Raw genomic sequence first — 24,802 nt, forward strand, 5'->3', positions numbered from 1 at the left:
TAACCGGATAGGCAGGCATTTCGCCCGGATTAAGGCGAACGCGCCGCAATCCTAGCCGATCATGGTTACCAGGAGTTTCCCGGGGGTCGGTCGCAACCGTGCCTGCGACGACAGCTCTGTCAGGACACGTCCGGCCCGTAGGCCGCAGCGATCCGGCCGCCGACGATGCTGCCACCGACTTCGGTGACCGGGCGCGTGGTGCGGCGGGCCGCTTCGCCCTCGACTACCCGCCAGGCGGTGCGATCGGCCAGCAGCGCGGTCAGGACAGCGTGGTTGAGCTTGTGGCCGCCGCGCAGCGAGCGGTAGGCGCCAAGCAGCGGCAGGCCCGCCAGAGCGAGGTCGCCGATCACGTCCAGCACCTTGTGGCGGGCACATTCGTCGGCGTAGCGCAGGCCCTCGGTGTTGAGCAGCCGCTCGTCGTCAAACACGACAGTGTTGTCGAAGGAGGCGCCGAGTGCATAACCCGCGCTCCAGAGCCGCGCGACATCGCCCATCAGGCCGAACGTCCGGGCCCGACCGACTTCGCGGCGGAAGCGTTCCGGGCTGAGGTCGAAGGCGTAGCTCTGCTGGCCGATGACGGGGTTGGTGAAGTCGATCTCGACCTCGGCACGGAACCCGTTGGCATAGGGCCTGATCTCGCCGAAGGAGTCGCCGATCTTGACTGCGATCGGCTTCAAAACCTGGATGAAACGGCGCTGGGCCGATTGGGTGACGATACCGGCCTGATCAATCGCCGCAATGAAGGCAGCGGCGCTGCCGTCCATGATCGGCACTTCCGGTCCGTCGATCTCGATCGTGGCGTTGTCGACGCCCATGCCCCGCAGTGCAGCAAGCACATGCTCGGCAGTTGAGACCAGCGGACCGTTGCGATCGCCGAGGACGGTGGCGAAATCGGTCGCGATCACCTGCTCGGCAGTGGCTTGAACTTCGCGGTCGCGTCCCTCGAGTCCGGTGCGGACAAAAACAAAGCCCGCGTCGATGGGCGCAGGCCCAAGCGTGAGAGTGACGGGAAGACCGGAATGAACGCCTACGCCTGCCACGGAGGCTTGCGCACGAAGCGTTGTTTGCCGGCTAAATTTCATCAGGAACCCGCCCCACTACGATCACCGCGACTTATACTAGACCCGCCTCGCCGGCCAGTGCCGACGTCCCCGCGAATCCGTATCCCCAAGTCACGCCAAACCATAGTCACTGCCTCAAACAGCGCCAACTCACGCTTTTTTACCGATTGTTACCCCAAACCCGCCGTATTCGCGCCAAGGCTTAACCAAATTGGGCCGCTGTTTGGAGGGGGTACCGGTAGTTTTACTGAACCACCGAATGTGTAATTAATTATTTAAAATCAGTTGGTTGGCTGCACAATCCGGGCCTGCACGGGACAAAAGGAAAGGTCCCGGCAAGCTCGTTGCCGGGACCCTTTTTCGTCAGCCTTGTTGTAACAATCCTCAGGTCGCCTGCCGCCGCAAGAAGGCGGGGATATCAAGATGGTCGTCTCCCTGTGGCGCCGGGGCAACAGGCGCGGGACGGCCATGCATGTCCAGGCCCTGCGGCGCCGGACGGCGGGCATACTCGGATACCGGCTCGTTGGACGCGATCTGCTGCGCCACGGTCTTCTGCGGCCGGCGCTCGGGCAGCGGCGGCATCGCGGGGCCGGCGGTGCGGGCGGCCACCGGCGGCTCGCTCTCCTCGTCGCGACGGCCAAGGCCGACATTGGCGAGGCGCTGGAGCAGCGACAGGCGGCTCTTCTGCGGGGTCTCTTCCTCGACCTCGCCACGGGCCTGACGAATCTCGGCCTGGGCCGGCATCGGCAGTTCCTCAATACGCGGCATCCGCGGCGCACGGACCGGCGGGCGCTCGGCCTGCGGCGGAATGAAGTTTTCGGGCATCATCGGCTCCTGCATCGCGACGGGGGCCATGTCGGGCTCCGGGAACAGGGTCGGCTTCTGCGCGATCGGGCGCACGGTGACGTCGCCGTAGGTCTGCGTCGGCGCGGGAGCCTGTGGGACGTCGGCGACCGCGGCGGCGATGGCGGCGAGCGCAGCGCGCTCGACATTCGGGCGAGGCGCGGCAGCGGCCGGAGCGGCGGCCGGGGCCTGCACTTCCAGCTTCTGGGCGCGTTCAGCCAGACGCTGATTGTCGGCACGGAGCCGGGCAGTCAGGTCGGCGAGACGGCTCTCGGCAACGGCGGCCGGCGGGGCAGCCTGCTGCGCCGGCGGTGCCGCGTTCGCGACGGGAGCGGAGGTCGCCTGACTGTTGCGGGCAATCGCCGCCTGCTCGATGCCGGTGGCAACGACCGAGACGCGGATCAGGCCGTCGAGCGCTTCGTCGAAGGTCGCGCCGACGATGATGTTGGCGTCCTGGTCGACTTCCTCGCGAATGCGGGTCGCGGCCTCGTCGACCTCGAACAGGGTGAGGTCCTTGCCGCCGGTGATGGAGATGAGGAGGCCCTTGGCGCCCTTCATCGAGCTGTCGTCGATCAGCGGGTTGGCGATCGCAGCCTCGGCGGCGGTCAGCGCACGCTTGTCGCCGGAGGCTTCGCCGGTGCCCATCATCGCCTTGCCCATCTCACGCATGACGGCGCGGACGTCGGCGAAGTCGAGGTTGATCAGGCCTTCCTTGACCATCAGGTCGGTGATGCAGGCAACGCCCGAATAGAGCACCTGGTCGGCCATCGCGAAGGCGTCGGCGAAGGTGGTCTTCTCGTTGGCGACCCGGAACAGGTTCTGGTTCGGGATGATCAGGAGCGTGTCCACGACCTTGTGAAGCTCGTTGATACCGGCCTCGGCCGTGCGCATGCGGCGGCCGCCTTCGAAGTGGAAGGGCTTGGTGACGACGCCGACGGTGAGGATGCCCATGTCGCGCGCGGTCTTGGCGATGACGGGCGCAGCACCCGTGCCGGTGCCGCCGCCCATGCCGGCCGTGACGAACACCATGTTGGCGCCGGAGAGATGGTCGCGCAGCTCGTCGATCACCTCTTCCGCCGCCGCCGCGCCGACGTTCGGCTGCGAGCCGGCGCCGAGGCCTTGCGTGACCGCCGTGCCCATCTGCACGATGCGCTGCGCCTTCGACATCGTCAGCGCCTGCGCGTCGGTGTTGGCGACCACGAAGTCGACGCCCTGCAGGCCCGCCGTGATCATGTTGTTGACGGCGTTGCCGCCGGCGCCGCCGACGCCGAAGACGGTGATCCGGGGCTTCAGTTCGTGAATATCAGGAACATTGATGCTGATGGTCATGGTTGCTGCCTCTCGATCACGCGCGCGTGGGTTCGCCCCGGCCGGTGGCCGCGGGAGTTGGTGAAAATCGATAATTGCGGAAAGCAGACATCAGAAGCCCTCGCGTAGCCATCGTCCGACCTTTCCGAAATAACCGCCGGTCCCTGTCCTGACCTGCTGCCGCGTATGCCGCGGTTCGACATGTTCGAGGTGAACATATTGCGGGTAGACGAGAAGTCCGGCCGGCACCGCGAACGCGGCGTTCTTCGCCTCGTTGGGCAGCCGGCCAAAGCCGAGCGGACGTCCGACCCGCACGGGCCGGCCGAGAATCTGGGTGCCGAGCTCGACCAGCCCGGTCAGCTGCGAGGCACCGCCCGAGAGCACGACGCGGCCGTTGGGCTCTGCGGCGAAGGGCGAATCCTTCAGCTTGTCCCGAACCATTTCGAAGACTTCCTCGGCACGGTGCTTGACGATGTTGGCGATGGTGGCGCGGGAGACGATCTGCGGCAGATCCTGCTCGTCACCGGCTGTCGGCACAGACATCAGCTCACGCGAGTCCGATCCGCCGGTGATGACGGTCCCGTATAAGGTCTTGATTCGCTCGGCATCGGCAATGGTCGCCGAGAGTCCACGCGCGAGATCCATCGTGATGTGTTGCCCGCCGACCGCAAAACCGGCCGCATGCACGAAGCGCCCGCCCGAATAAACGGCAATCGTGGTGGTGCCCGCGCCCATCTCGACGACGGCAGCGCCGAGATCGGCCTCGTCGTCGGTCAGCACCGACAGGCCGGCCACATAGGAGCTCGCCGCCATGGCTTCGACATTGATGTGGCAGCGCTCGACCGCCAGCATCAGGTTCCGTGCCACGGTGGCGTCGCAAGTGACGACGTTCATGTCGACACCGAACTGGTGCGCGACCATGCCGCGAGGATCGCGGATGCCCTTGACGCCGTCGAGCGTGTAGCCGACCGGCAGGGCGTGCAGCACGGTGCGGCCTTCACCGGTAGCATGGCGCATGCCGGTCGAGGTGACGCGGCTGACATCGGCCGGGGTTACGGCGCCGCCGCGGATGTCGGCGGCGGCTTCGACCAGCTGGCCTGCGAGCCGGCCGCCGGAGACCGACAGCAGCACGGATTCGACCCGGACCTTGGCCATCTTCTCAGCGAGCCCGACGGCCTGGCGCACCGCCTGCTCGCATTCACCGAGATCGATCACCGCGCCGGCCTTCATGCCGCGCGACTGGATCTGGCTGTAACCGATCAATTCCACCGCATGGGTGCGGCCGCGCAGCGCATCGCTCGGCGGCGACGGCTTCAGCCGCGCGATCATGCAGGCGATCTTGCTGGTGCCGATGTCGAGGCAGGCGACGATGCCGCCGCGCTTGTGCGGCATCGGGCGGGTCTTCGGCGTCTGGGTGCGATCAAGACCGGTCATGCGGAATCCCCGGCCTTCTTTTTCTTCTTGTCCTTGAACTGCTCCTCGCGCGCCTTGGCGGCGTCGTCGGACAGCTGCACCACGAAGCGATCGGGCAGGCGCATGTCGACGGCAACGATGTCGCGGGAGAACAGCCTGTCCTCCTTGTCGAGCCTGGACAGCATCGCGAGGGCGTTGCCGACGTCCTGCTCGGGCAGGCGGATGTCGAGGCCGTCCTTGAGCCTCAGATTCCAGCGCCGCTCGCCGACGAAGATCGCGGCCTTGGTGATCGAGTTGACCTGCGGATAGCGCGCCAGCAGCGCCAGGAAATCGCGGGCCTGCGTATCGGCGCCCTTGCCGACCACGAGCGGCAGCGACAGGAAGCGGCGCGAGACATAGGGTTCGAGCACGGCGCCGTCATCGGCGATGACGGAGAGCCGGCCGGCCTCCTGCCACAGCGCGAACGCCTTGCGCTCGGTGAGCTCGATCATGAGCTGGCCCGGATAGAGCTTCAGCACGGTCGCGTCCGCGATCCAGGGATTGGCCTTGAGCTTGTCGCGCACCGCTTCGGCGTCGAGGAACAGCAGCGAGGAGCGGCCGCTGACGCCGCCGATGGCGAGGATCTCGTCCTGGGTCAGTTGCTTCCGGCCGTTGATCACGACCGAGGTGATGCGGAAGCCGGCGGAATTGGCCAGCGCGTTGCGGGCGTCGCTGACCGCAGTGATGAAATCCTGGAGGTGGCCGCCCTTGACGATGCCGAAGCCGCAGCTTCCGATCAACAGCAGCACGGTCATGCTGATCCCGATCCGGCGCGGCAGATAGCGCTCGACCAGCGCGACCACGCGCGGCGGCGGCTCGCGCTCGACGACGGCCTTGGCCCTGGCCTTGATTTTGTCCTTGGCGGCGGCGCGCGCCTCGGCGCGCCTGTCCTGCATCCACTCGCGCAGAAGCACGACCGCTCCGATAGCGGCCGCCTTCAGGTCAGCTTGGGGCCTCAGCGATCTCAGAAACGACCGGGTGAGGCTTCCTGCACCATCCATTGCACGAGCTCGTCAACAGTTTGCCCGCGACATCGCGCGGAACCTGGCGAACATGACGTCTAGAACTTGCCGGGCCGGGTGCTGGTCTTCAGCAGATGAAGCCTCTCCCCTACAAAGCGTGCGCTGGAGGTGACATCACCGCGAACAGCTCACGCGCCGGCAGCCCAAGCGCCATATGCGCCGCCAGCGTTAACCTTCGGACGTCCTGGTAAACAAAAGGTAAAATTCGTTAACGCCGGATGCTTTTTGCCCGGCGATATCTGGCATTTATGCCGCCATGTCCGGTATTTTACCGGTTTTGGTGCCCAAACCGGGCGGTTTCGACCGGCCGGCCGTTAACCAGTCCTAATTATTTCCGGACCTGCCGCTCGGCGAGCTCGATCAGGCCGCGCAGGAAGTCGACGAACGCGATGCCCTCGGCCTTCAGCGCCTTGGGGTAGAGCGACGACTTGGTCAGCCCGGGGAGCGTGTTGGTTTCGAGGTAGACGAGGCCCCTGTCCGAGACGATGAAGTCGGACCGCGAATAGCCGGTGCAGGACATCGCACGATGTGCCGCCATCGCCTGCTCCTTCAGCGCGGCGGTGATCTCGGGCGAAAAGCGGCCGGGGCAGATCTCCTGTGTCGACTTCAGGAGATATTTGGCGGCGTAGTCGAAATTGCCTTCGCCCGGAATGATCTCGATCGGCGGCAGCGCGATGATCGAGCCATCGGTGCGCTCCAGCACGCCACAGGTCGCCTCGACGCCGGCGACGTAGGGCTCGATGACGTATTCCTCCTGCTTGGCGGCGTTGCGGACGGCGACCAGATCCTGCTTGGCATTGACGAAGATCAGGCCGTAGCTCGATCCATCCTTCGCCGGCTTTGCGATCAGCCTTCCGTACTCGGCGAAAGCCTCGTCGATCTCGTCGAGCGAAAGGTTTGCCGGCGGCGTCACGCCGCCGAGCGCGGCGAAGTGCTTGGCTGCGATCTTGTCGAAGGCGAGATGCGAGGAGGCCGAGCCCGAGCCGGTGAAAGGCACGCCGCGCGCTTCGCACATTACCTGCAATTCGCCGTTCTCGGCGCGCCCGCCATGCAGGCCGAGCACCAGCACGCGATCCTCGGCCTTGGCCTTATCGAGTGCCTGCGCCAGCGCAATGCCCGATGTGCCGGGCCTGAACTCGTCCTCGAACGGACGGGCATGTTCGAGCAGCTGCTTGGACTGCACGACGTGCACCTTGTCCTCGACGTCCCACCACCACAGGTCGGCCTCGGGGAGCGCCTGATGCAGCGCCTGTGCCGAGGCGACCGAAACCAGACGTTCGCGGTTGGAGCCGCCGAAGAGGATGGTGATGCGCATGGTCATAGTCCGCAATCTCTCTAGTTCGTCATTCCGGGGCGATGCGCAGCATCGAACTATGGTGCGCACTTGCGCATCTGAGAATCTCGAGATTCCGGGGTGCGCTTCGCGCCCCCGGAATGACTGTTAAATAGAGACCCCGATCCGCTTGATTTCCCAGTGTAGCTCAATTCCGGAATTCGCCTTCACGCGTTCGCGCACGGTCTCGCCCAGCGTCTCGATGTCGTGCGCGGTGGCCTCGCCCGTGTTGATCAGAAAATTGCAGTGCATCTCCGAGACCTGCGCGCCGCCGACGCGCAAGCCGCGGCACCCGGCCGCTTCCACCAGCTTCCAGGCGGAATGACCGGGGGGATTCTTGAAGGTCGAGCCGCCGGTCTTCTCGCGGATCGGCTGCGCGGTCTCGCGATGGCTCTGCACCTCCGCCATCCGCGCGCGGATCGCATCGCTATCCCCGATCTCGCCGCGAAAGCGCGCGGAGGTGAAGATGATGGAGGTGTCGACGCCGCTGTTGCGGTAAACGAACTTCATGTCGGCGTTGGAGAAGACGTGCTTGCCGCCGTCGCGCCCGACCCCCCGCGCCTCGATCAGCACGTCCTTGGTCTCGCCGCCATTGGCGCCCGCATTCATTCGCAGCGCGCCGCCGATCGTGCCGGGAATGCCGAAATAGAATTCCAGCCCGCCGATATTGGCGGCGGCCGCAACTTCCGCCACGCGCTTGTCGAGTGCGGCAGCGCCGGCGGTGACGACATCACCGCTCGCGCTCGCCTCGCCGAAGGCGCGCGGCGCAAGGCGGATCACCACGCCTGCAATGCCGCCGTCGCGCACGATGAGATTGGAGCCGACGCCGACGACATAGACCGGGACATCGGGCGCAAGGCGCGCGAGAAAGTAAGCGAGATCGTCCTCGTCGGCCGGCGTGAACAGGACTTGCGCCGGGCCGCCGACACGAAACCAGGTGAGCTCGGCGAGCGACTGGTTGGCGAGCAGCCGCCCGCGAAGCTCGGGCATCGCGGCTTTGAGGTCAGGCGTGATGTCGGGAAAACCCACCGTCCTACCCCAGCGCCTTCAGTTCGTCCGGCAAGGCATAGGCCCATTGCGTGATGTTGCCGGCTCCGAGGCACACCACGAGATCGCCGGACTTCGCCAGTCCCTTGACGATGCCCGCGAGCTCCGGGGCCGCCGGCAGCGGGATCACCTCGCGGTGGCCATGGGCGCGCAGGCCCGCGACGAAATGATCGCGGTCGATGCCATCGATCGGCGCTTCGCCGGCGGCATAGACGTCGGCGACGACCACCGCATCCGCATCGTTGAAGCAGGTGCAGAATTCCTCGAACAGCGATTGCAGGCGGGTGTAGCGGTGCGGCTGCACCACGGCGATCACCTTGCCGGTATAGGAATCGCGCGCTGCTTTCAGTACCGCCGCGATCTCCACGGGGTGATGGCCGTAATCGTCGATCACGGTGACGCCGTTCCATTCGCCGGTCTTGGTGAAGCGGCGCTTGACGCCGCCGAAGCCGGCCAGCGCCTTGCGGATTGCCTCGACCGACACGCCAAGCTCGTGCGCAACCGCAATCGCAGCCGTTGCGTTCGAGGCGTTATGCCGGCCCGGCATCGGCAGCGCGAGATCGGCGATCTCATGCACAGCGCCGCTCTTGCGGTCACGGATCACGACCTTGAATTTCGAGCCGCCGCCGCCCGCCGTGAGATCGACCAGCCGCGCATCGGCCTGCGGATTTTCGCCGTAGGTGATGATGCGGCGATCCTCGATCCTCCCCACCAGGCTCTGCACCACGGGATGGTCGATGCACATCACGGCGAAGCCGTAGAACGGCAGGTTCTCGACGAAATGGCGGAAGGCATCCTGCACGGCATCGAAGGTCTTGAAGTGATCGAGATGCTCGGGGTCGACATTGGTGACGATCGCGACATCGGTCGGCAGCTTCAGGAACGTGCCGTCGCTCTCGTCGGCTTCCACCACCATCCAGTCGCCGGCGCCAAGCCGCGCGTTGGAGCCGTAGGCATTGATGATGCCGCCGTTGATGACGGTGGGATCGAGCCCGCCGGCATCGAGCAGCGTTGCGACCATCGTCGTCGTGGTGGTCTTGCCATGGGTGCCGGCAATGGCGACGCAGCTCTTCAGCCGCATCAGCTCGGCCAGCATCTCGGCGCGGCGCACCACGGGAATGCGCCGTTCGCGCGCCGCCATCAGTTCCGGATTGTCGCGCTTGATCGCGGTGGAGACGACGACGACCTCGGCGCCGTCGATATTGTCCGCCTTGTGGCCGACCGAGACCTTCGCGCCCTTCTTGCGCAGACGGTCGAGATTGTAATTGTCGGACGCGTCCGAGCCCTGCACGGCATAGCCGAGATTGACCAGCACCTCGGCGATGCCGCTCATGCCGATCCCGCCGATCCCGACGAAGTGGATGGGTCCGATCTCGCGCGGCAGTCTCATGCTCTGTTCCTGACCTCGCCGCCGGAAAAGGGCGGCATTTGGCAAAGATCACGGCCAAATCAGCCGCGCGCCTTTTCTATTGGATGCCCCGCTTTAGAAGGCGAAGACAAGGGCTTTTTCGCGTCAGATTCCCGCGACCTTGACCACGAGATCGGCCAGCCGCTCGGCAGCATCGAGCCGGCCGGCGCCGCGGGCGGCCTCGGCCATGCGGGCAAGGCGCGCGGGCTCGGCGGCGAAAGTGGAGATCTCGGCGGCCAACCGATCAGACGTGAACTCGGTCTGCGGGATGCGGATGGCGCCGTCGACCTTGGCCAGCACGCCGGCATTGGCGAACTGGTCCTGGTCGATCGAGCCGGGCAGCGGCACCAGGATCGAGGGCCGGCCGATCGCGGCGAGCTCGGCGACCGTGCCGGCGCCGGAGCGCGATACCACGAGATGATTCGAGGCAAGCCGCGCCGGCAAATCCGTGAAGAAGGGGGCGAGCTCGACCTGGATCTTGAGCTTGTCGTAGACCGCGCGCACGCGGCTCATATCCTCTTCGCGCACCTGCTGGGTGAGGACGAGGCGGCTCCATAACGCAGGCTCGAGCCGCTCGATCGCGCCCGGCACGATATCGGCCATGATGCGCGCGCCCTGGCTGCCGCCGACGACGAGCAGCCGCAGCGGACCATTCGCGTCGGGCGCGACATATTTCACCGCAGCGGCGGCGAGGATCGCCGGGCGCATCGGCGTGCCCACGGTCGTGGTCTTGGCGGAGAGCGCCGGATCGCGGTCGAGCACGCCGGGCAAGGACGTCGCGATGGCGCGCACGCGGCTCGACAGGAACCGGTTGGCGCGGCCGAGCACGGCGTTGGCATCGTGGATGATCCCCGGCACGCCGGCGAATTTCGCCGCGACCAGCGGCGGCAACGTCGGGTAGCCGCCGAAGCCGACGACGGCGACCGGCTTCAATCGCCTGATCAGAGCGTAGGCCGAGAGCGTGCCGGCGGCCAGCGTGAGGCCGGCATAGGCAAGCTGGAGCGGGTTGCGGCCGCGCGCGGTCTCGCTGCTGACGACGTCGATCATGTCCTTGCTGAACAGCCCGCTATAGCGCAGCGCGCGCTCGTCGGTGACGAGGCGGACACGAAAGCCGCGCCGGATCAGTTCGACGCCGAGCGCCTCGGCCGGAAACAGATGGCCGCCGGTGCCGCCCGCGGCGAGAAGAATCAGGGAGGACGTGTCCATGCCGGGGAGTTTTACAGGGAGTTTTCAGTCATTGCGAGCCGGCTACAAGATGCGGTGCCCCGGGCGCGGCGCAGCGCGCTGCCCTTCGCAGCGTGGTGCGCTGCTGAACCGGGGCCCATCCGTCCGACAGCATGCTTGCGGCATTCTGGGTCCCGGATCTGCGCTTCGCTTGTCCGGGACACAAGACCGATTAGGCGTAGCTGCGCATCGCCTCGGCGCGGCCGCTTGCCTCGACCTCGGTGCGTGGGCGCAGCCGGGTCAGGGCCAGCATCATGCCGACGCCATAGGCCAGCGACACGATCGAGGAGCCGCCATAGGAGATGAACGGCAGCGTCATGCCCTTGGCGGGGATGAGCTGGAGGTTCACCGACATGTTGATCGCGGCCTGCACGCCGAACAGGATCGCAAGGCCCGACGCGGCGAAGCGCGAGAACATGTCCTCGTTGGCATAGGCGCGCGACAGCGTGCGGATGACGACGAAGGTGAACAGCGCCAGCATGGCGAGGCACAGGATGATGCCGAACTCTTCGGCGGCAACCGCGAACACGAAGTCGGTATGGCTGTCCGGCAGGCTGCGCTTGGCGATGCCCTCGCCCGGCCCGAGGCCGAACCAGCCGCCGTTGTAGAAGGCCTCCATGGCGGTATCGACCTGGAAGGTGTCGCCGGAGGCCGGGTTCATGAAGCGCTTGATGCGGCCAGCGACATGCGGGACGAACAGATACGCGCTGAACAGGCCGGCCGCACCGAGACCTGCGAGACCGAACACCCAGATCATCCGCATGCCCGCGATGAAGAACAGCGAGCCCCACACCATCAGGATCAGCATGGTCTGGCCGAAGTCGGGCTCCATCACCAGCAGCGCCACCAGCATCAGGAGCAGCACCAGCGCCATCGAGGTCGCCGGCATCTCCGGCCGCTTGGTCGATTCCGCAAACAGCCAGGCGGCGATGACGACGAACGACGGCTTTGCGATTTCGGAGGCCTGGATGTTGACGCCGAGCAGCGTGATCCAGCGCCGCGAGCCCTTCACTTCGGGGCCGATCGCGAGCGTCAGCACGATCAGGACGATGCTTGCCGCAAAGATGATCAGCGCCGAGCGGCGGATCGCGCGCGGCGTCAGGAAGGAGACCCCGAGCAGAACCAGGCAGGACGGGAGGAGGAACATCACGTGACGACTGAAGAAATGGAACGGATCAAGCCCGATGCGGGTCGCAACCGGCGGGCTCGCCGCCAGCGACAGGATCACGCCGGTCAGCATCAAGGCCAGGATGGCGCCCATCAGCGGCTTGTCGACGGTCCACCACCACTCGGAAAAGGGGGTGCGTTCTTCACGGGAGAGCATGGGCGGCCGCTTTCGGACAGAGGTCCGTCCATTGGTCGCCGAGGTTGGTTACCGGGGGGTTAATGGGACGTTCAAGTTTTGAAGAGTCTTCGACACGCTATGGCGGTGCGCTGCAGAGCCAGGGCCCATTGTGGCTTCTGGGTCCCGGCTCGCGCTGCGCGCGTCCGGGACACCAGAGCTCGCTACACCACCGGCTTCACACCCGGCAGCGCCTGCACCAGCTCGCGGAACTTGGTGCCGCGGATCTCGAAGTTGCGGTACTGGTCGAACGACGCGCAAGCAGGCGACAGGAGCACAACGGCGTCTGCCAATCCCGACACTTCCGCGTCGCGCGCGGCATGCTCGACCGCGACGTCCAGCGTCTGGCTGATCTCGTGCGCGACCGTACCCAACGTCCCCGAAAATTCCTGCGCAGCCTCGCCGATCAGATAGGCCTTGCGGATGCGCGGGAAGGAGCCCGTGAGACTGGTGATGCCGCCCGCCTTCGGCTTGCCGCCGGCGATCCAGAAGATGTCGGCAAAGGACGACAGCGCATGCGCGGTGGCGTCCGCGTTGGTGCCCTTGGAATCGTTGACGAACAGCACGTTGCCGCGGCGGCCGACCTGCTCCATGCGGTGCGCAAGGCCCGGAAAGCTGCGCAGGCCGTTCTGGAGCACATCGAGGCCGATGCCCATCGCGAGCGCGGCAGCCGCCGCGCAGGCCGCGTTCTGCGCGTTGTGCTGACCGCGTAGCGAGCCGATGCCGCCGAGCGCGGCGACCTCGCTGCGGGCTCCGCCCGCGGCGCGCACGATATTGCCGTGCTCGACATAGATGCCGCTCGCCAGCGGATTCTTGACCGAGATGCGTTCCACCTTCTTGCCGGCACGGTCGAGCCGGTCGGCGATGTCGCGGCAAAAGCCGTCATCGACGCCGACGATAGCTGTTCCGCCTGCCTGCACACCGGCGACGAGACGCTCCTTCACCGCGGCGTAATGCGCGATGGTGCCGTGGCGGTCGATGTGATCCTCGCTGACGTTGAGCAAAATGCCGACGGAGGGATCGAGCGAGGGCGTGAGGTCGATCTGGTAGGACGACATCTCGATGACGTGGACGCGGCCCATGCGCGGCGGCTCCAGCGACAGGATGGCGGTGCCGATATTGCCGCCCATCTGGGTGTCGTAGCCGGCGACCTTGGTCAGGTGCGCGATCAGTGCCGTCGTGGTCGACTTGCCATTGGTGCCGGTGATGGCCACGAACGGCGCATCTGGCGCGTGGCGCCGCCGTTCGCGGCAGAACAGCTCGATGTCGCCGATCACCTCGCAGCCTGCCTCGCGCGCCTTCAGCACGCTCCAATGCGGTGCCGGATGGGTCAGCGGCACGCCGGGCGCCAGCACCAGCGCGGCGAAACTGGCCCAGGACATGGTGCGCAAATCGGCGGTGACGAAACCGGCCTGCGCGGCCTTTGCCACGTTGTCGGCATTGTCGTCGGCGGCGATCACCTCGGCGCCGCCCGCCTTCAGCGCGTGGCAGGATGCGAGCCCGGAGCCGCCGAGGCCGAATACCGCGACGGTCTTGCCGGCGAAGGACGTGACGGGAATCATCGATCGATCACCGAAGCTTCAGCGTCGACAGGCCGGCGAGCGCGAGCATCACCGAGATGATCCAGAAGCGGATCACGATCTGCGGCTCGGTCCAGCCAAGCTGCTCGAAATGATGATGGATCGGCGCCATCCGGAAGATTCGCTTGCCGGTGAGCTTGAACGAGACCACCTGCACGATGACGGAGACCGCCTCCAGCACGAACAGGCCGCCGATCACCGCGAGCACGATCTCGTGCTTCACCGCGACCGCAATCGCGCCGAGCATGCCGCCGAGCGCGAGCGAGCCGGTGTCGCCCATGAAGATCGAGGCCGGCGGCGCGTTGAACCAGAGGAAGCCGAGACCGGCGCCCAATAGCGCGCCGCAGAGCACCGCGAGTTCGCCCGTGCCGGCGACATATTTGATCTGAAGATAATCGGCGAACACCGCGTTGCCGGCGAGATAGGCTATCATCGCAAAGCTCGCGGTCGCGATCATCACGGGCACGATGGCGAGACCATCGAGACCGTCGGTGAGGTTCACCGCATTGCCGGCGCCGACGATGACGAAGGCGCCGAACACGACGAAGAACCAGCCGAAATGCAGCACCGTGTCCTTCAGGAATGGAATCGTCAGCGCGGTCGAGGCGGGATCGCGGTTCAGCCGCACCAGCGCGTAGCAGGCGACCAGCGCGATCGCGGCCTCGATCAGCAGGCGGAGCTTGCTGCCGAACCCGGTCGTGGTCTGCTTGGTTACCTTGAGGTAATCGTCATAGAAGCCGACGAAGCCGAAGCCGAGCGTCACCGCCAGCACGATCCAGACGTAGGGGTTGAGCGGGTTGGCCCACAGCACCGTACCGACGGTGAGGCCGGAGAGGATCATCAGCCCGCCCATGGTGGGCGTGCCCTTCTTGGCAAGGTGCGATTGCGGGCCGTCGGTGCGGATCGGCTGGCCCTTGCCCTGCCGGATGCGCAAGTGATCGATGATCCAGGGCCCGAACAGGAACACGAACAGCGCGCCGGTGACGACGGCGCCGCCGGTGCGGAAGGTGATGTAGCGGAAGACGTTCAGGAAGGTGCGAAACGCACCGAAGCCCGGAAATGTGTTGGAGAGCTCGATCAGCCAGTAAAACATTCAGACGGTCCTATGGCGCCTTTGCACACGCGGCCTTGGCTTTGGTCCTGGCCTCGACGTGCCTCACGCGCATTCGCTGGTCTTCATCATCGGGTCGGGCGCGACCTCAGGGAAAACGCACGGCGTCGCGCCGCAAAGGGTGGGATTCGGGAACGGCGCCTTCCAAGCAGTTTACGCCTTTGCCTGCAAGGCGGCCACCAGGGCCGGCACAAACTTGTTGACCCAGAACATCTTCTTGCTGCCCTTGACAACCACGACGTCGCCTGCCTTCAGCAGGCTCGCGACCTCGTTCGGCTTCAGCGTGGCGGGATCGTCGTGCCAGCCGAGGCCCTTGCCCGACGGCAACCCGTCGAAGAGGTGGCGCATCAGGGGCCCGACGCAAAAGACGCCGTCGATACCGTCGAGATATTTGGCGAGGCCGGTGTGGTAGCTCGGTGCGTCGTCGCCCAGTTCCAGCATGTCGCCGAGCACCGCAATTCGCCGCCCGCCGGTCATGTTGCGCGCCTGCAGGCTTTGCAGCGCAGCAGCGACGCTGGCCGGGTTGCCGTTGAAACTGTCGTCGATCACGGTGACGCCGCCGGCCGCCTGCTCGACGCCGCGGCCGGTCATGATACCGACGCGGTCGAGCTTGATCGCCAGCGTCGCCGCATCGAGATTCGCCGCGCGGATCGCGGCGAGCGCAGCCAGCGCATTCTGCACCCGATGTGGCGCGCCCGGCGTCAGGCTGAAGGCGATCTCCTTCTTGCCGATCATGGCGACGACCTGCCAGCTCTCGCCATGCGGCTTATGTGCGACCTCGTGCACCTCGGCATGCTCGCCGAAGCGCACGACCTTTCCTTTCCAGTCCGACGCCTTGATCCCGGCGGGCAGCACCAGCACGCCGTCCTCGGGCAGGCCAAGCGCGATCGACACCTTCTCGCGCCTGATGGCTTCGAGCGAGCCGAGCTTTTCCAGATGCACCGGCTGGACGTTGACGACCAGCGCGACCGTGGGCTGCGTCAATTCGCTGAGCCGCGCGATCTCACCCTTCTGGTTCATGCCCATCTCGACGACCCAGAGGCTGGCGTCCGGCCTGGCATTGCACAGCGTCAGCGGCACGCCCCAGAAATTGTTGAAGCTCGACGGGCTGGCATAGGCGTTGGGGTAAGCGGCCAGAAACTCCTTGGTGCTGGTCTTGCCGGCGCTGCCGGTCAGCCCGATCACCGGACCGCGATAGCGCGCGCGCGCGGCGCGCGCGAGGGCCCAGAGGCCATCTATCAGCGTGTCCTTCACGACGATCTGGGGAATGCGGATGCCTGCGATCTCGTGCGGCACGATCATCGCGACCGCGCCCGAGGCTTCCGCCTTGTCCGCGAACTCCCAGCCATCGCGCGCGCTGGCGAAGGCCGAGATGAAGCCGCCGCTCGGCGTCCCGCTCAGCGCGACGAACAGGCTGCCCGGCTTCACTAGGCGGCTGTCCTGGGTGACGAAATCGATCGGCGTATCCGGGAATGCCCCATCGACACCCAGCGCGCGCGCCACCTCGGCAACCGTCCATATCGGCGCGCTCATGCAACCCTCGATGCTAGTGCGGCGGCGACCGCCTCGTGATCACTGAAGGGCAGCACCTGGCCACCGACGATCTGCCCGGTCTCGTGGCCCTTGCCGGCGACGAGCAGCGCGTCGCCCTCCTGCAAATCCTCGATCGCCGCACGGATCGCCGCGGCGCGGTCGCCGATCTCGCGGGCGCCCTTGGCGGTCGCGAGGATCGCGGCGCGGATGGCCTCCGGCTTCTCGCTGCGCGGATTGTCGTCGGTGACGATGATTCCGTCGGCGTTCTCGGCTGCGATCTCGCCCATGATCGGCCGCTTGCCGGCATCGCGATCGCCGCCGGCGCCGAACACGACGACCAGCCTGCGCTTGGCGTAGGGGCGCAGCGCCTGCAACGCCTTCGCCAGCGCGTCGGGCTTGTGCGCATAGTCGACGAAGATCGGCGCGCCGTTGCGCTCGCCGACGCGCTCGAGCCGGCCCTTGGCGCCTTCGAGATGTTCGAGGCTCGCAAACACATCGGCCACATCGCTGCCGGTGCCGATGGCAAGGCCAGCCGACACCAGCGCATTCTCGATCTGGAACTCGCCGACCAGCGGCAGCCGGACGGAATGGCGCATGCCGCGATGTTCAATGCCGAGCAGTTGCGAAAAGCCCTCCACACTGGCGTCCGCAAGACGAATACCCTCGCCTGCCCCGTCGCCACGGCGGCCGACCGCCATCACGCGCAGGCCACGCGCCTTCGCTGCATCAATGACTTCCGCCGAGCAATCATGATCGGCCGAGATCACCGCAGCTCCGTCGGGTAGAACCAGATCGCGGAACAGGCGAAGCTTTGCTGCGAGGTAATGTGCGACGGTCGGATGGTAGTCCATGTGGTCGCGCGAGAGATTGGTGAAGCCGCCGGCCGAGACGCGCACGCCGTCGAGGCGATATTGGTCGAGCCCGTGCGAGGAGGCCTCGAAGGCGAGATGCGTCACGCCCTCGCGCGCGATCTCGTCGATCTGCCGGTGCAGCGCGATTGGATCGGGCGTCGTCAGCGAGCCGTAGACGGTGCGCCTGGGCGAAACGAGGCCGATGGTGCCGATGCTGGCGGAAGCATGTCCCAGCCGCTCCCAGATCTGGCGCGTGAAGGCTGCGACGGAGGTCTTGCCGCTGGTGCCGGTCACCGCAGCGATGGTCGCGGGTTGTGCGGGGAAGAAGCTTGCCGCGGCCAGTGCCAGAGCGCGGCGCGGATTGAGCACCGTAACGAACGGCACCTTGATGCCATCGGGCGCACGGTCGCCGACGACGGCCACCGCGCCTGCGGCGACAGCCGCATCGATGAAGCGCGCGCCGTCGGTCTTGCTGCCTGCAAGTGCGAAGAAGAGGTTCCCCGGCCTGACCTGGCGGCTGTCGAGCGCAAGGCCGGTCGCATCGAGCGCCGCGGTGGCGGGCTCGATTGCGGCATCATTGCCTAGCAGTTCGCGAAGCTTCATGGCCTTCCAGTCGACATGCCGCGCCGGGCGACTGAGGCTTCGGAAAAGCCCCGACTCACTGGCGGCAACGGCCTACCCGGTTGATTACTGGGTTGTCCTGGATGCTGCAAGAATAAGGCGCTCGGACGGCGGCAGGTCGAACCTCGGCTCGACGCCCAGGAGCGGCGCTATTCGCTCGATCACCTTGCCGCCGGTCGGCACCGTGTTCCAGCCCGAGGTGATGAACCCCTTCGTCTCAGGAATGGCCTGAGGCTCGTCGAGCATGATCAGGACGTGATATTTCGGATCGTCGCAGGGCAGGATGGCGGTGAACGAGTTGAGCACGCGCTTCTTGGCGTAGCGGCCGTTGATGACCTTCTCGGACGTGCCGGTCTTGCCGCCAACGTAGTAGCCCTTGACGTCGGCGGTCTTGGCGGTTCCGATTTCGGCATTGAGCCGCATCAGATACCGCATCTTGTCGCTGGTCTCGGTCTTGATCACGCGCTTGGCCAGCGCCGCCGCTTCGGCTTCGCTGCGCTTCATGAAGGTTGGTGGGATCAGATAGCCGCCGTTCACCAGGGCGTTGATGCCCATCACCGCCTGCAGCGGCGCCACCGAGAGGCCCTGGCCGAAGGCGGCGGTGACCGTGTTCAGCTCGCTCCAGCGCCGCGGAAGCAGCGGGGCTGCGCTCTCCGGCAGCTCGGTACGCAGCCGCGTCATCTGGCCCATCTTGGCGAGGAACGCCTTGTGCGCCTCGACGCCCTGGCTGAGCGCGATCCGCGCCGCGCCGATGTTGGACGAGTAGGTGAACACTTCCTTGGTGTTGATGAATCGCCCGAGCGGATGGCTGTCGTGGATGGTGAACTTGCCGTAGTGCAGGTTTCCGCGCGCATCCCACATCGAGTTGAGATTGATCTTGCCGGAATCGAGCGCCATCGCGAGCGTAAAGGCCTTGAACGTCGAGCCCATCTCGTAGACGCCGGTGGTCAGGCGGTTGATGCGATCGGGATCGTGCGCTTCCTTTGGATTGTTGGGATCGAAGTCCGGAAGCGAGACCATCGCCACGATCTCGCCGGTCTTGACGTTGGAGACGATGCCGGACGCGGCCTTGGCGTGATACTTGTCTTTCGCCTTCAGCAGCTCGTCGCGCAGCGCGTGCTCGACGCGCAGATCGACCGCGAGCTCGATCGGCTTTTGCAGACGGTCGGTGGCAAAGCCGGCGCGATGGAGATCGGCGAGCCCCTGGTTGTCGAGCCATTTCTCCAGGCCGGCGATGCCCTGGTTGTCGATATTGACGAGTCCGATGAGGTGGGCGACCTCGTTGCCGGTCGGATAGACGCGCTTGTTCTCGCGCAGAAAGCCGATGCCGGGAATGCCGAGCTTGTGGACGGCCTGCTGCTGCGACGGCGTGACCTCGCGCTTGAGCCAGACGAAGCCCTTGCGTGTCTTCAGGCGCTCGCGCACCTCCGCCTCGTCGAGGTCGGGGATGGTCGCGGTCAGGAGCTCGATCGCCTCGTCCTTGTCGATGATGCGACGCGGCTCGCCGAACAGGCTGGACGCCTTGACGTCGGTTGCCAGGATCGCGCCGTTGCGGTCGACGATGTCGGGCCGTGCGGTCGCAACCACCTCCTGCGCCGCAGCGCGGCGCGCGCCATGGGCGTCGGCACCGATCGCAAACATGACGAGGCGGCCGCCGATCAGGGCGTAGACCGAAGCGAAGGCGAGCATGGCGAGGCCGACGCGGGCGCGCGCCTTCGCGGCGCGATCGACATTGCGCCCGTAGAGCAGGCTGCGGATCAGCCGCCGCCGCCAAGGCTCGGTCGGTGTGGGCTTGGCCGGAACGGCGCTCATTGATTGTCCTCCGGCTGAGGCACGGAGCCCGTGACAGTATCGGGATCGCTCGCGGCTTCGATGGTGTTGAGCATGGCTCCGATCGGATCGGGCTCTCCCGGCCTGAACATCCGCGGCGGACGCTCCGGCAAATTCTTCAGCGAGTCGTATTGCGTGCCATTGACCGGCTTGAGCGACAGATGCCGGTCGGACAATCCTTGCAGGCGCTGGGGCGCATCGAGCTTGGCCCATTCGGCGCGCAGCGAGGCGATCGCGTCGCGCTGCTCGCGGATTTCCGCATGCAGCCGCAGCACCCTCTCGGTACGCGCGGTGGAGTCCATCTTGATCCGGTAGACATGGGCCGCCGCGAAGATCAGCGCGCCGATGACGAGGAGGTGGATGATGCGCATGCGCTAGCCGCCCCTCATGACGTCGGAGAGTCTTGGCCAGGAGGATGGCTCGCCATCGTCATGCGCCGGCGCCGCGGAGCGCTCGGCGGCGCGCAGCTTTGCCGAACGGGCGCGCGGGTTATGCGCGACTTCGTCCTCACTGGCGACGACCGGCCGCCGCGTCAGCAGCTGGAAGCTCGGCGCGACTTGCGCGACTTCCGGCAGATGCCGCGAGCCACCGCCGGTCCTGGAGCGCTCGGCGAGGAAGTTCTTGACGATGCGGTCTTCCAGCGAATGGAACGAGACCACGACGAGTCGGCCGCCGGGCTTGAGCACGCGCTCCGCCGCACCCAGCGCCGTCTGAAGCTCTTCCAGCTCTTCGTTGACGAAGATGCGCAGCGCCTGGAACGTCCGCGTGGCCGGATGGATGTCGCCGGGCTTCGATCGTACGACCCTGCCGACGAGATCGGCGAGCGCCCGCGTGGTCTCGAACGGCGTCTCCAGACGGTCCGCCACGATGGCGCGGGCGATGCGGCGCGAATGCCGCTCCTCGCCGAAGAGATAGATGATGTCGGCGAGATCGCCTTCGGAGGCGCGCGCGACGACGTCGGCCGCGGTCGGGCCCATCTGTCCCATCCGCATGTCGAGCGGACCGTCGAGACGGAATGAGAAACCGCGCCCTGCCTGATCGAGCTGCATCGAGGACACGCCGACATCCATCACGACGCCATCGACGTCCTCGAGGCCTTGCGCCGCGCAGACCTCGGCGAGGTTGGAGAAGCGGTCCTCGACCAGCGTGAGCCTGCCCGCGGCACGTTCGACCAGTTCGGCACCGCCCGCGATCGCCGTGCGGTCGCGATCAATGGCAATGAGCCGGGTTCCCGGCACCTCGAGGATGGCGCGGCTGTAGCCGCCGGCGCCGAAGGTGGCATCGACGTAAACACCGCCCTCGCGCGGGGCGAGATGCGCGACGGCCTCGCGGCCGAGAACGGGAATGTGGAGAGCTGAGCTCATGCGCCAAGCCTGCCTGACACCGCCGATGCCGGATCGCGGTCCAACCAGCCCATAACGCCTCGAATCAATCCGCGTCGCGGCGGTTCCACGACAAAGCCCTCGTCCAGCATGGTTACCAGGCCCGGTGGCCCTGAGCGGCCAACCCAGTGTTCCCAGTGGAATTTGTCGGGCAGCCATGGGATTTCGAGCCAAAATACGCTTTGGCCGCCTCCGGACGCGGGTCGGCTCTTCATCTCTCAGTAACGGCCCTTAGCGTTAAGAAAGCGTTGATCGGCTCATGACAAGTCGAAAAGGTGTCGGCGTGGTGATGCTTCATCCACACACATGCGCCAAAATGCACCCGTTAACCGCGCCGGGCGATTGCGTGCGGCGAGGGGTAAAGGAATAGTAAAGAGAAGGGCTTGGCACACTCTCCTATCCGATTTGAGCTGTTCATGTCGTCCGGTTCGTCCACGCCGTCTGGAAATGATTCGAAGCGTCAACGCGTTCTCCCGGTTCCCAAAGCCGCGGCGAACATGCGGACGTTCGACCCGGATTCGTCGACCGTCTCCGACATCATCCCCTCGCCCAACCATGGCGAGCGCAACAAGGGACGGCAGCCGGACATGATCGTGCTGCACTACACCGGCATGCCCGATGTCGAGGGCGCGCTGGCGCGGCTGTGCACCGCGGGGACCGAGGTGTCGGCGCACTACGTCGTGCTGGAGGATGGCCGCATCGTGCAATGCGTGCCCGAGGCGAAGCGCGCCTGGCACGCAGGGGTCTCCTCCTGGGCCGGCGAAGACGACATCAACTCCTGCTCGATCGGCATCGAGATCATCAATCGCGGCCACGATTGGGGTTATCCGGAATATCCGCTGCGCCAGATCGCCGCCGTGATCGCGCTGTGCCGCGGCATTATGCTCCGCCGCAAGGTGCCGGCGCATCGGGTACTTGGCCATTCCGACGTCGCGCCCGCGCGCAAGAAGGATCCCGGCGAGAAGTTTCCATGGCACTCGCTGGCCAATTCCGGCGTCGGCCACTGGGTCACGCCAGCGCCGGTCGTGCGCGGCGAGAGCCTGATGCTCGGCACCATCAGCGACGCGGTGCTGAGCATGCAGCAGGCGCTCGCCCGATATGGCTACGGCGTGCCGCTGACCGGCAAATACGACGCCGCAACGATGGAAGTCGTCACCGCCTTCCAGCGCCATTTCCGCCCGGAGCGACTGGATGGCGTGGCCGATCATTCGACGCTGTCGACATTGCAGGCGCTGCTCGCGAGCCTGCCGCAGGACGCGACGGCCGTCGCGTCGAAGTGACGGCGGCAGCCAGGCACTGCGTCACTGCGAGGAGCTGGCGCGCCTACCCCATCTCCCTCACCCGTCGCGCATAGAGCCGCCGCAACGGCTCCAGCTGCGCCGCCTCCGTCGCCGCGCGATACGCCTCGCGCGCCTCCTCCTTGCGGCCGAGCCGCCGCAACAGATCCGCACGAACCGCAGGGATGAGCTCATAACCATCGAGCCTGCCGCGCGCGGTGATCGCATCGACGAGATCGAGCGCGCGCGATGGTCCGTCGACCATCGACACCGCCGCGGCATGGTTCAGCTCGATCACCGGCGAGGGACTGATGCGCAGCAGCACTTCGTAGAGTCCCGCAATCTGCGGCCAATCGGTCTCCTCGAAGCTGGTTGCGCGGGCATGCAGCGCCGCGATCGCGGCTTGCACGGCATAGGGCTGCGGCCGGCCCGGCAGGCGCAGCGCGTCTTCCACCAACATCAGGCCATCCTCGATCTGCGCGCGGTCCCACAGCGAGCGGTCCTGCTCTTCGAGCAGCACGATGTCGCCGGCCGGTGTCTGGCGCCCGGCGCGGCGCGCGTCGTGCAGCAGCATCAACGCCAGCAGGCCCTTGATGCCGGCGCGATCAGGCATCAACCGATCCAGCAGGCGGCCGAGCCTGATGGCCTCGACGGCGAGATCGGGCCGCATCAGGTTCGCACCCGACGTCGCCACATAGCCCTCGGTGAAGACGAGATAGATCACCGCGAGCACGCCATCGAGCCGCGATGCCAGTGCCTCGCGCTCCGGCACTTCATAGGGGATGCCGGCGAGGCGGATCTTCTGCTTGGCGCGAACGAGGCGCTGGGCCATCGCCTCCTCGCTGACGAGAAAGGCGCGGGCGACCTGCGCCGTCGACAGCCCGCAGACGGTGCGCAGCGTCAATGCGACCTGGACTTCGGCCGCGAACGCAGGATGGCAGCAGGTGAAGATCAGCCGCAGCATGTCGTCGTCGAGCACGGCCGGCGGCTCGTCGCGCGCTTGCGCGTTCAGCTCGAGCTCGTGCACCAGCGCCTGCTGCTTGCCGCGAAAGACGGCCGCGCGGCGAACGCGGTCGATCGCCTTGTGCTTCGCGACATTGACCAGCCAGGCGCGCGGATTGTCGGGGATCTCGCACGCCGGCCAGCGTTCCAGCGCAACGGCGAAGGCATCCTGGAGCGCATCCTCGGCGAGATCGAAATCGCCGACGAGGCGGATCAGCGTGGCAAGCGCCCGCCCCGCCTCGTCGCGGAAAATGATCTCGATCTCGGAAGGGGTCATGTCACGCGATCAACATACCCATCGTCATGCCGGGGCGTCGCACCAGCGACGAGCCCGGAAACCATACTTCCGATCGTGGTTATGGATTCCGGGCCTGCGCCCGACGGCGCATCCCAAAATGGCGAAGGTAAGATCATTTCATTTCTCATACACCCAGATCGGCCGCACCTCGATCGAGCCGATGCGCGCGCTGGGGATCCGCGCCGCGATCTCGATCGCGGCGTTCAAATCCCTGGCTTCGACCAGATAGTAGCCGCCGAGCTGCTCGCGCGTCTCCGCAAACGGGCCGTCCGTCGTCAGCATCTTGCCGTCGCGCACGCGCACGGTCGTCGCGGTCGTCGTCGGCTGCAAGCGGTCACCAGCCTTGAAATTGCCGTTCTGGATGATGCCTTGCGTGAAGGCCTGATATTCGGCCAGCATTTTCTGGCTGGTCGCCGCGTCGTTCTTCGCGTACTCGACCTCGTTCTGGTAGATCATCAGCAGATATTGCATCGCTTCACTCCGGTTGTTCGGCTGCGTCGCCGACATCCAGTCGAACGGGGCGCGCGCCAAACGACATCTTCAGGATAAATTATTTGCGGGCCGCGCGCGCGGCGATACCGGCTTGACGGAACCGTCACAAATGCTCCATGCGTTATCGGTCAGTCGGCCGGACGGCCGCTCCGGCAGGTGCCGAAAGGCCGCCGGGGAGGAAAGTCCGGGCTCCCTTGACATGCGGTGCCGGATAACGTCCGGCGGGGGTGACCCCAGGGAAAGTGCCACAGAGAACGAACCGCCCGCCGTCGCCCCTTCGGGGCTTTGGCGCGGCAAGCCCTCGGGCCTGCCGTGCCGTAGCAGCGCAAGCTGCGTAGGCAGGTAAGGGTGAAAAGGTGCGGTAAGAGCGCACCGCGGATCCGGCAACGGAGCCGGCAGGGCAAACCCCACCGGGAGCAAAACCGAATAGGGACGGCGCAGCGGGCTGTTCGCGCAAGCGATAACGCCGCGGGGCGATGTCAGGCCCGCCGTCCGGGTAGGTTGCTCGAGGCCATGTGCAAACGTGGTCCCAGAGGAATGGCCGTCACGTATCGTTCGCGCAAGCGGATGGTGCCCTACAGAACCCGGCTTACAGGCCGGCTGATATCTTGCAACGAGGGGTCCGATGCTAGCGCATCGGGCCCCTCACCATTTTGAGACCGAGCGCGCCGCCATTCGAAGGCGTCATTCCGGGGCTCGCGAAACGAGAGCCCGGAATCCATCGCCCGGCAGAGAGGATGGAGGAATGGATTCTCAGATGCGCAATTGCGCATCGTAGTTCGTGC

At 66.3% G+C, this 24,802-nt stretch carries 19 protein-coding genes and 1 other RNA gene; 2 read left to right on the top strand and 18 right to left on the bottom strand.

The genetic code is table 11. The features are described from left to right. Nucleotides 1-119: 119 nt before the first annotated feature. The 16 genes from lpxC to rsmH all read right to left on the bottom strand — a co-directional run bounded on the left by lpxC (nucleotide 120) and on the right by rsmH (nucleotide 20,930). Nucleotides 120-1,082 carry a UDP-3-O-acyl-N-acetylglucosamine deacetylase gene (lpxC, locus tag HAP40_RS30380; protein WP_166814322.1) on the bottom strand — a complete coding sequence of 321 codons (963 nt, stop codon included), beginning with the start codon at nucleotides 1,080-1,082 and terminating at the stop codon, nucleotides 120-122. A 363-nt stretch (nucleotides 1,083-1,445) separates the two neighbouring features. Further along, the gene (ftsZ, locus tag HAP40_RS30385) at nucleotides 1,446-3,233 is read right to left on the bottom strand and encodes a cell division protein FtsZ (protein ID WP_166814320.1); all 1,788 of its coding nucleotides are present in this window, start codon (nucleotides 3,231-3,233) and stop codon (nucleotides 1,446-1,448) included. A gap of 90 nt (nucleotides 3,234-3,323) precedes the next feature. Then, nucleotides 3,324-4,646 (bottom strand): cell division protein FtsA, encoded by a 1,323-nt coding sequence (ftsA, locus tag HAP40_RS30390; RefSeq protein WP_166814318.1) that lies wholly within the window; start codon nucleotides 4,644-4,646, stop codon nucleotides 3,324-3,326. Then, nucleotides 4,643-5,665 (bottom strand): cell division protein FtsQ/DivIB, encoded by a 1,023-nt coding sequence (locus HAP40_RS30395; protein WP_166814316.1) that lies wholly within the window; start codon nucleotides 5,663-5,665, stop codon nucleotides 4,643-4,645. The genes ftsA and HAP40_RS30395 overlap by 4 nt, the downstream gene beginning before the upstream one ends. A gap of 349 nt (nucleotides 5,666-6,014) precedes the next feature. Continuing rightward, nucleotides 6,015-7,001, bottom strand: coding sequence for a D-alanine--D-alanine ligase family protein (locus HAP40_RS30400; RefSeq protein WP_166819278.1), 987 nt, complete (start codon nucleotides 6,999-7,001; stop codon nucleotides 6,015-6,017). Between the two features lie 126 nt (nucleotides 7,002-7,127). Then, entirely contained in the window at nucleotides 7,128-8,048 is a 921-nt protein-coding gene (murB, locus tag HAP40_RS30405) for a UDP-N-acetylmuramate dehydrogenase (RefSeq protein WP_166814314.1), read from the bottom strand. Between the two features lie 4 nt (nucleotides 8,049-8,052). After that, nucleotides 8,053-9,456, bottom strand: a complete 1,404-nt coding sequence (gene murC, locus HAP40_RS30410) for a UDP-N-acetylmuramate--L-alanine ligase (RefSeq protein WP_166814312.1) — start codon at nucleotides 9,454-9,456, stop codon at nucleotides 8,053-8,055. A gap of 123 nt (nucleotides 9,457-9,579) precedes the next feature. Beyond that, the gene (murG, locus tag HAP40_RS30415) at nucleotides 9,580-10,680 is read right to left on the bottom strand and encodes an undecaprenyldiphospho-muramoylpentapeptide beta-N-acetylglucosaminyltransferase (protein ID WP_166814310.1); all 1,101 of its coding nucleotides are present in this window, start codon (nucleotides 10,678-10,680) and stop codon (nucleotides 9,580-9,582) included. Nucleotides 10,681-10,870: 190 nt separating this feature from the next. Then, entirely contained in the window at nucleotides 10,871-12,022 is a 1,152-nt protein-coding gene (gene ftsW, locus HAP40_RS30420) for a putative lipid II flippase FtsW (RefSeq protein WP_166814308.1), read from the bottom strand. A gap of 182 nt (nucleotides 12,023-12,204) precedes the next feature. Further along, complete coding sequence (gene murD / locus HAP40_RS30425; protein ID WP_166814306.1) at nucleotides 12,205-13,602, bottom strand: UDP-N-acetylmuramoyl-L-alanine--D-glutamate ligase; 1,398 nt, start codon at nucleotides 13,600-13,602, stop codon at nucleotides 12,205-12,207. A gap of 7 nt (nucleotides 13,603-13,609) precedes the next feature. After that, nucleotides 13,610-14,713, bottom strand: coding sequence for a phospho-N-acetylmuramoyl-pentapeptide-transferase (mraY, locus tag HAP40_RS30430; RefSeq protein ID WP_011089345.1), 1,104 nt, complete (start codon nucleotides 14,711-14,713; stop codon nucleotides 13,610-13,612). Between the two features lie 171 nt (nucleotides 14,714-14,884). Beyond that, complete coding sequence (locus tag HAP40_RS30435) at nucleotides 14,885-16,264, bottom strand: UDP-N-acetylmuramoyl-tripeptide--D-alanyl-D-alanine ligase (protein WP_166814304.1); 1,380 nt, start codon at nucleotides 16,262-16,264, stop codon at nucleotides 14,885-14,887. Further along, nucleotides 16,261-17,718, bottom strand: a complete 1,458-nt coding sequence (locus HAP40_RS30440; RefSeq protein ID WP_166814302.1) for a UDP-N-acetylmuramoyl-L-alanyl-D-glutamate--2,6-diaminopimelate ligase — start codon at nucleotides 17,716-17,718, stop codon at nucleotides 16,261-16,263. Before HAP40_RS30440 ends, HAP40_RS30435 begins: the two co-directional genes overlap by 4 nt. A gap of 84 nt (nucleotides 17,719-17,802) precedes the next feature. Next, the gene (locus HAP40_RS30445; RefSeq protein ID WP_166814300.1) at nucleotides 17,803-19,548 is read right to left on the bottom strand and encodes a peptidoglycan D,D-transpeptidase FtsI family protein; all 1,746 of its coding nucleotides are present in this window, start codon (nucleotides 19,546-19,548) and stop codon (nucleotides 17,803-17,805) included. Beyond that, on the bottom strand, nucleotides 19,545-19,937 hold the full coding sequence (gene ftsL, locus HAP40_RS30450) for a cell division protein FtsL (protein ID WP_166814298.1): 393 nt from the start codon (nucleotides 19,935-19,937) through the stop codon (nucleotides 19,545-19,547). The genes HAP40_RS30445 and ftsL overlap by 4 nt, the downstream gene beginning before the upstream one ends. A gap of 3 nt (nucleotides 19,938-19,940) precedes the next feature. After that, a complete protein-coding gene (rsmH, locus tag HAP40_RS30455) occupies nucleotides 19,941-20,930 on the bottom strand; it encodes a 16S rRNA (cytosine(1402)-N(4))-methyltransferase RsmH (protein ID WP_166814296.1) in 990 nt (329 codons plus the stop codon). Between the two features lie 434 nt (nucleotides 20,931-21,364). Here rsmH and HAP40_RS30460 point away from each other — a divergent pair, with 434 nt between their 5' ends. Continuing rightward, nucleotides 21,365-22,228 carry an N-acetylmuramoyl-L-alanine amidase gene (locus HAP40_RS30460; RefSeq protein WP_208024868.1) on the top strand — a complete coding sequence of 288 codons (864 nt, stop codon included), beginning with the start codon at nucleotides 21,365-21,367 and terminating at the stop codon, nucleotides 22,226-22,228. A 43-nt stretch (nucleotides 22,229-22,271) separates the two neighbouring features. Here the strand turns inward: HAP40_RS30460 and HAP40_RS30465 are convergent, their stop codons facing one another. Beyond that, nucleotides 22,272-23,504: an RNA polymerase sigma factor gene (locus tag HAP40_RS30465; RefSeq protein ID WP_166814293.1), complete on the bottom strand. Its 1,233-nt coding sequence runs from the start codon at nucleotides 23,502-23,504 to the stop codon at nucleotides 22,272-22,274. Between the two features lie 138 nt (nucleotides 23,505-23,642). Continuing rightward, nucleotides 23,643-23,996: a YciI family protein gene (locus tag HAP40_RS30470; RefSeq protein ID WP_166819277.1), complete on the bottom strand. Its 354-nt coding sequence runs from the start codon at nucleotides 23,994-23,996 to the stop codon at nucleotides 23,643-23,645. A 149-nt stretch (nucleotides 23,997-24,145) separates the two neighbouring features. Here HAP40_RS30470 and rnpB point away from each other — a divergent pair. Then, nucleotides 24,146-24,625, top strand: an RNA gene (gene rnpB / locus HAP40_RS30475) — RNase P RNA component class A. Nucleotides 24,626-24,802 lie beyond the last annotated feature (177 nt).

It is taken from the genome of Bradyrhizobium sp. 1(2017), assembly GCF_011602485.2.
Taxonomy (GTDB): domain Bacteria; phylum Pseudomonadota; class Alphaproteobacteria; order Rhizobiales; family Xanthobacteraceae; genus Bradyrhizobium.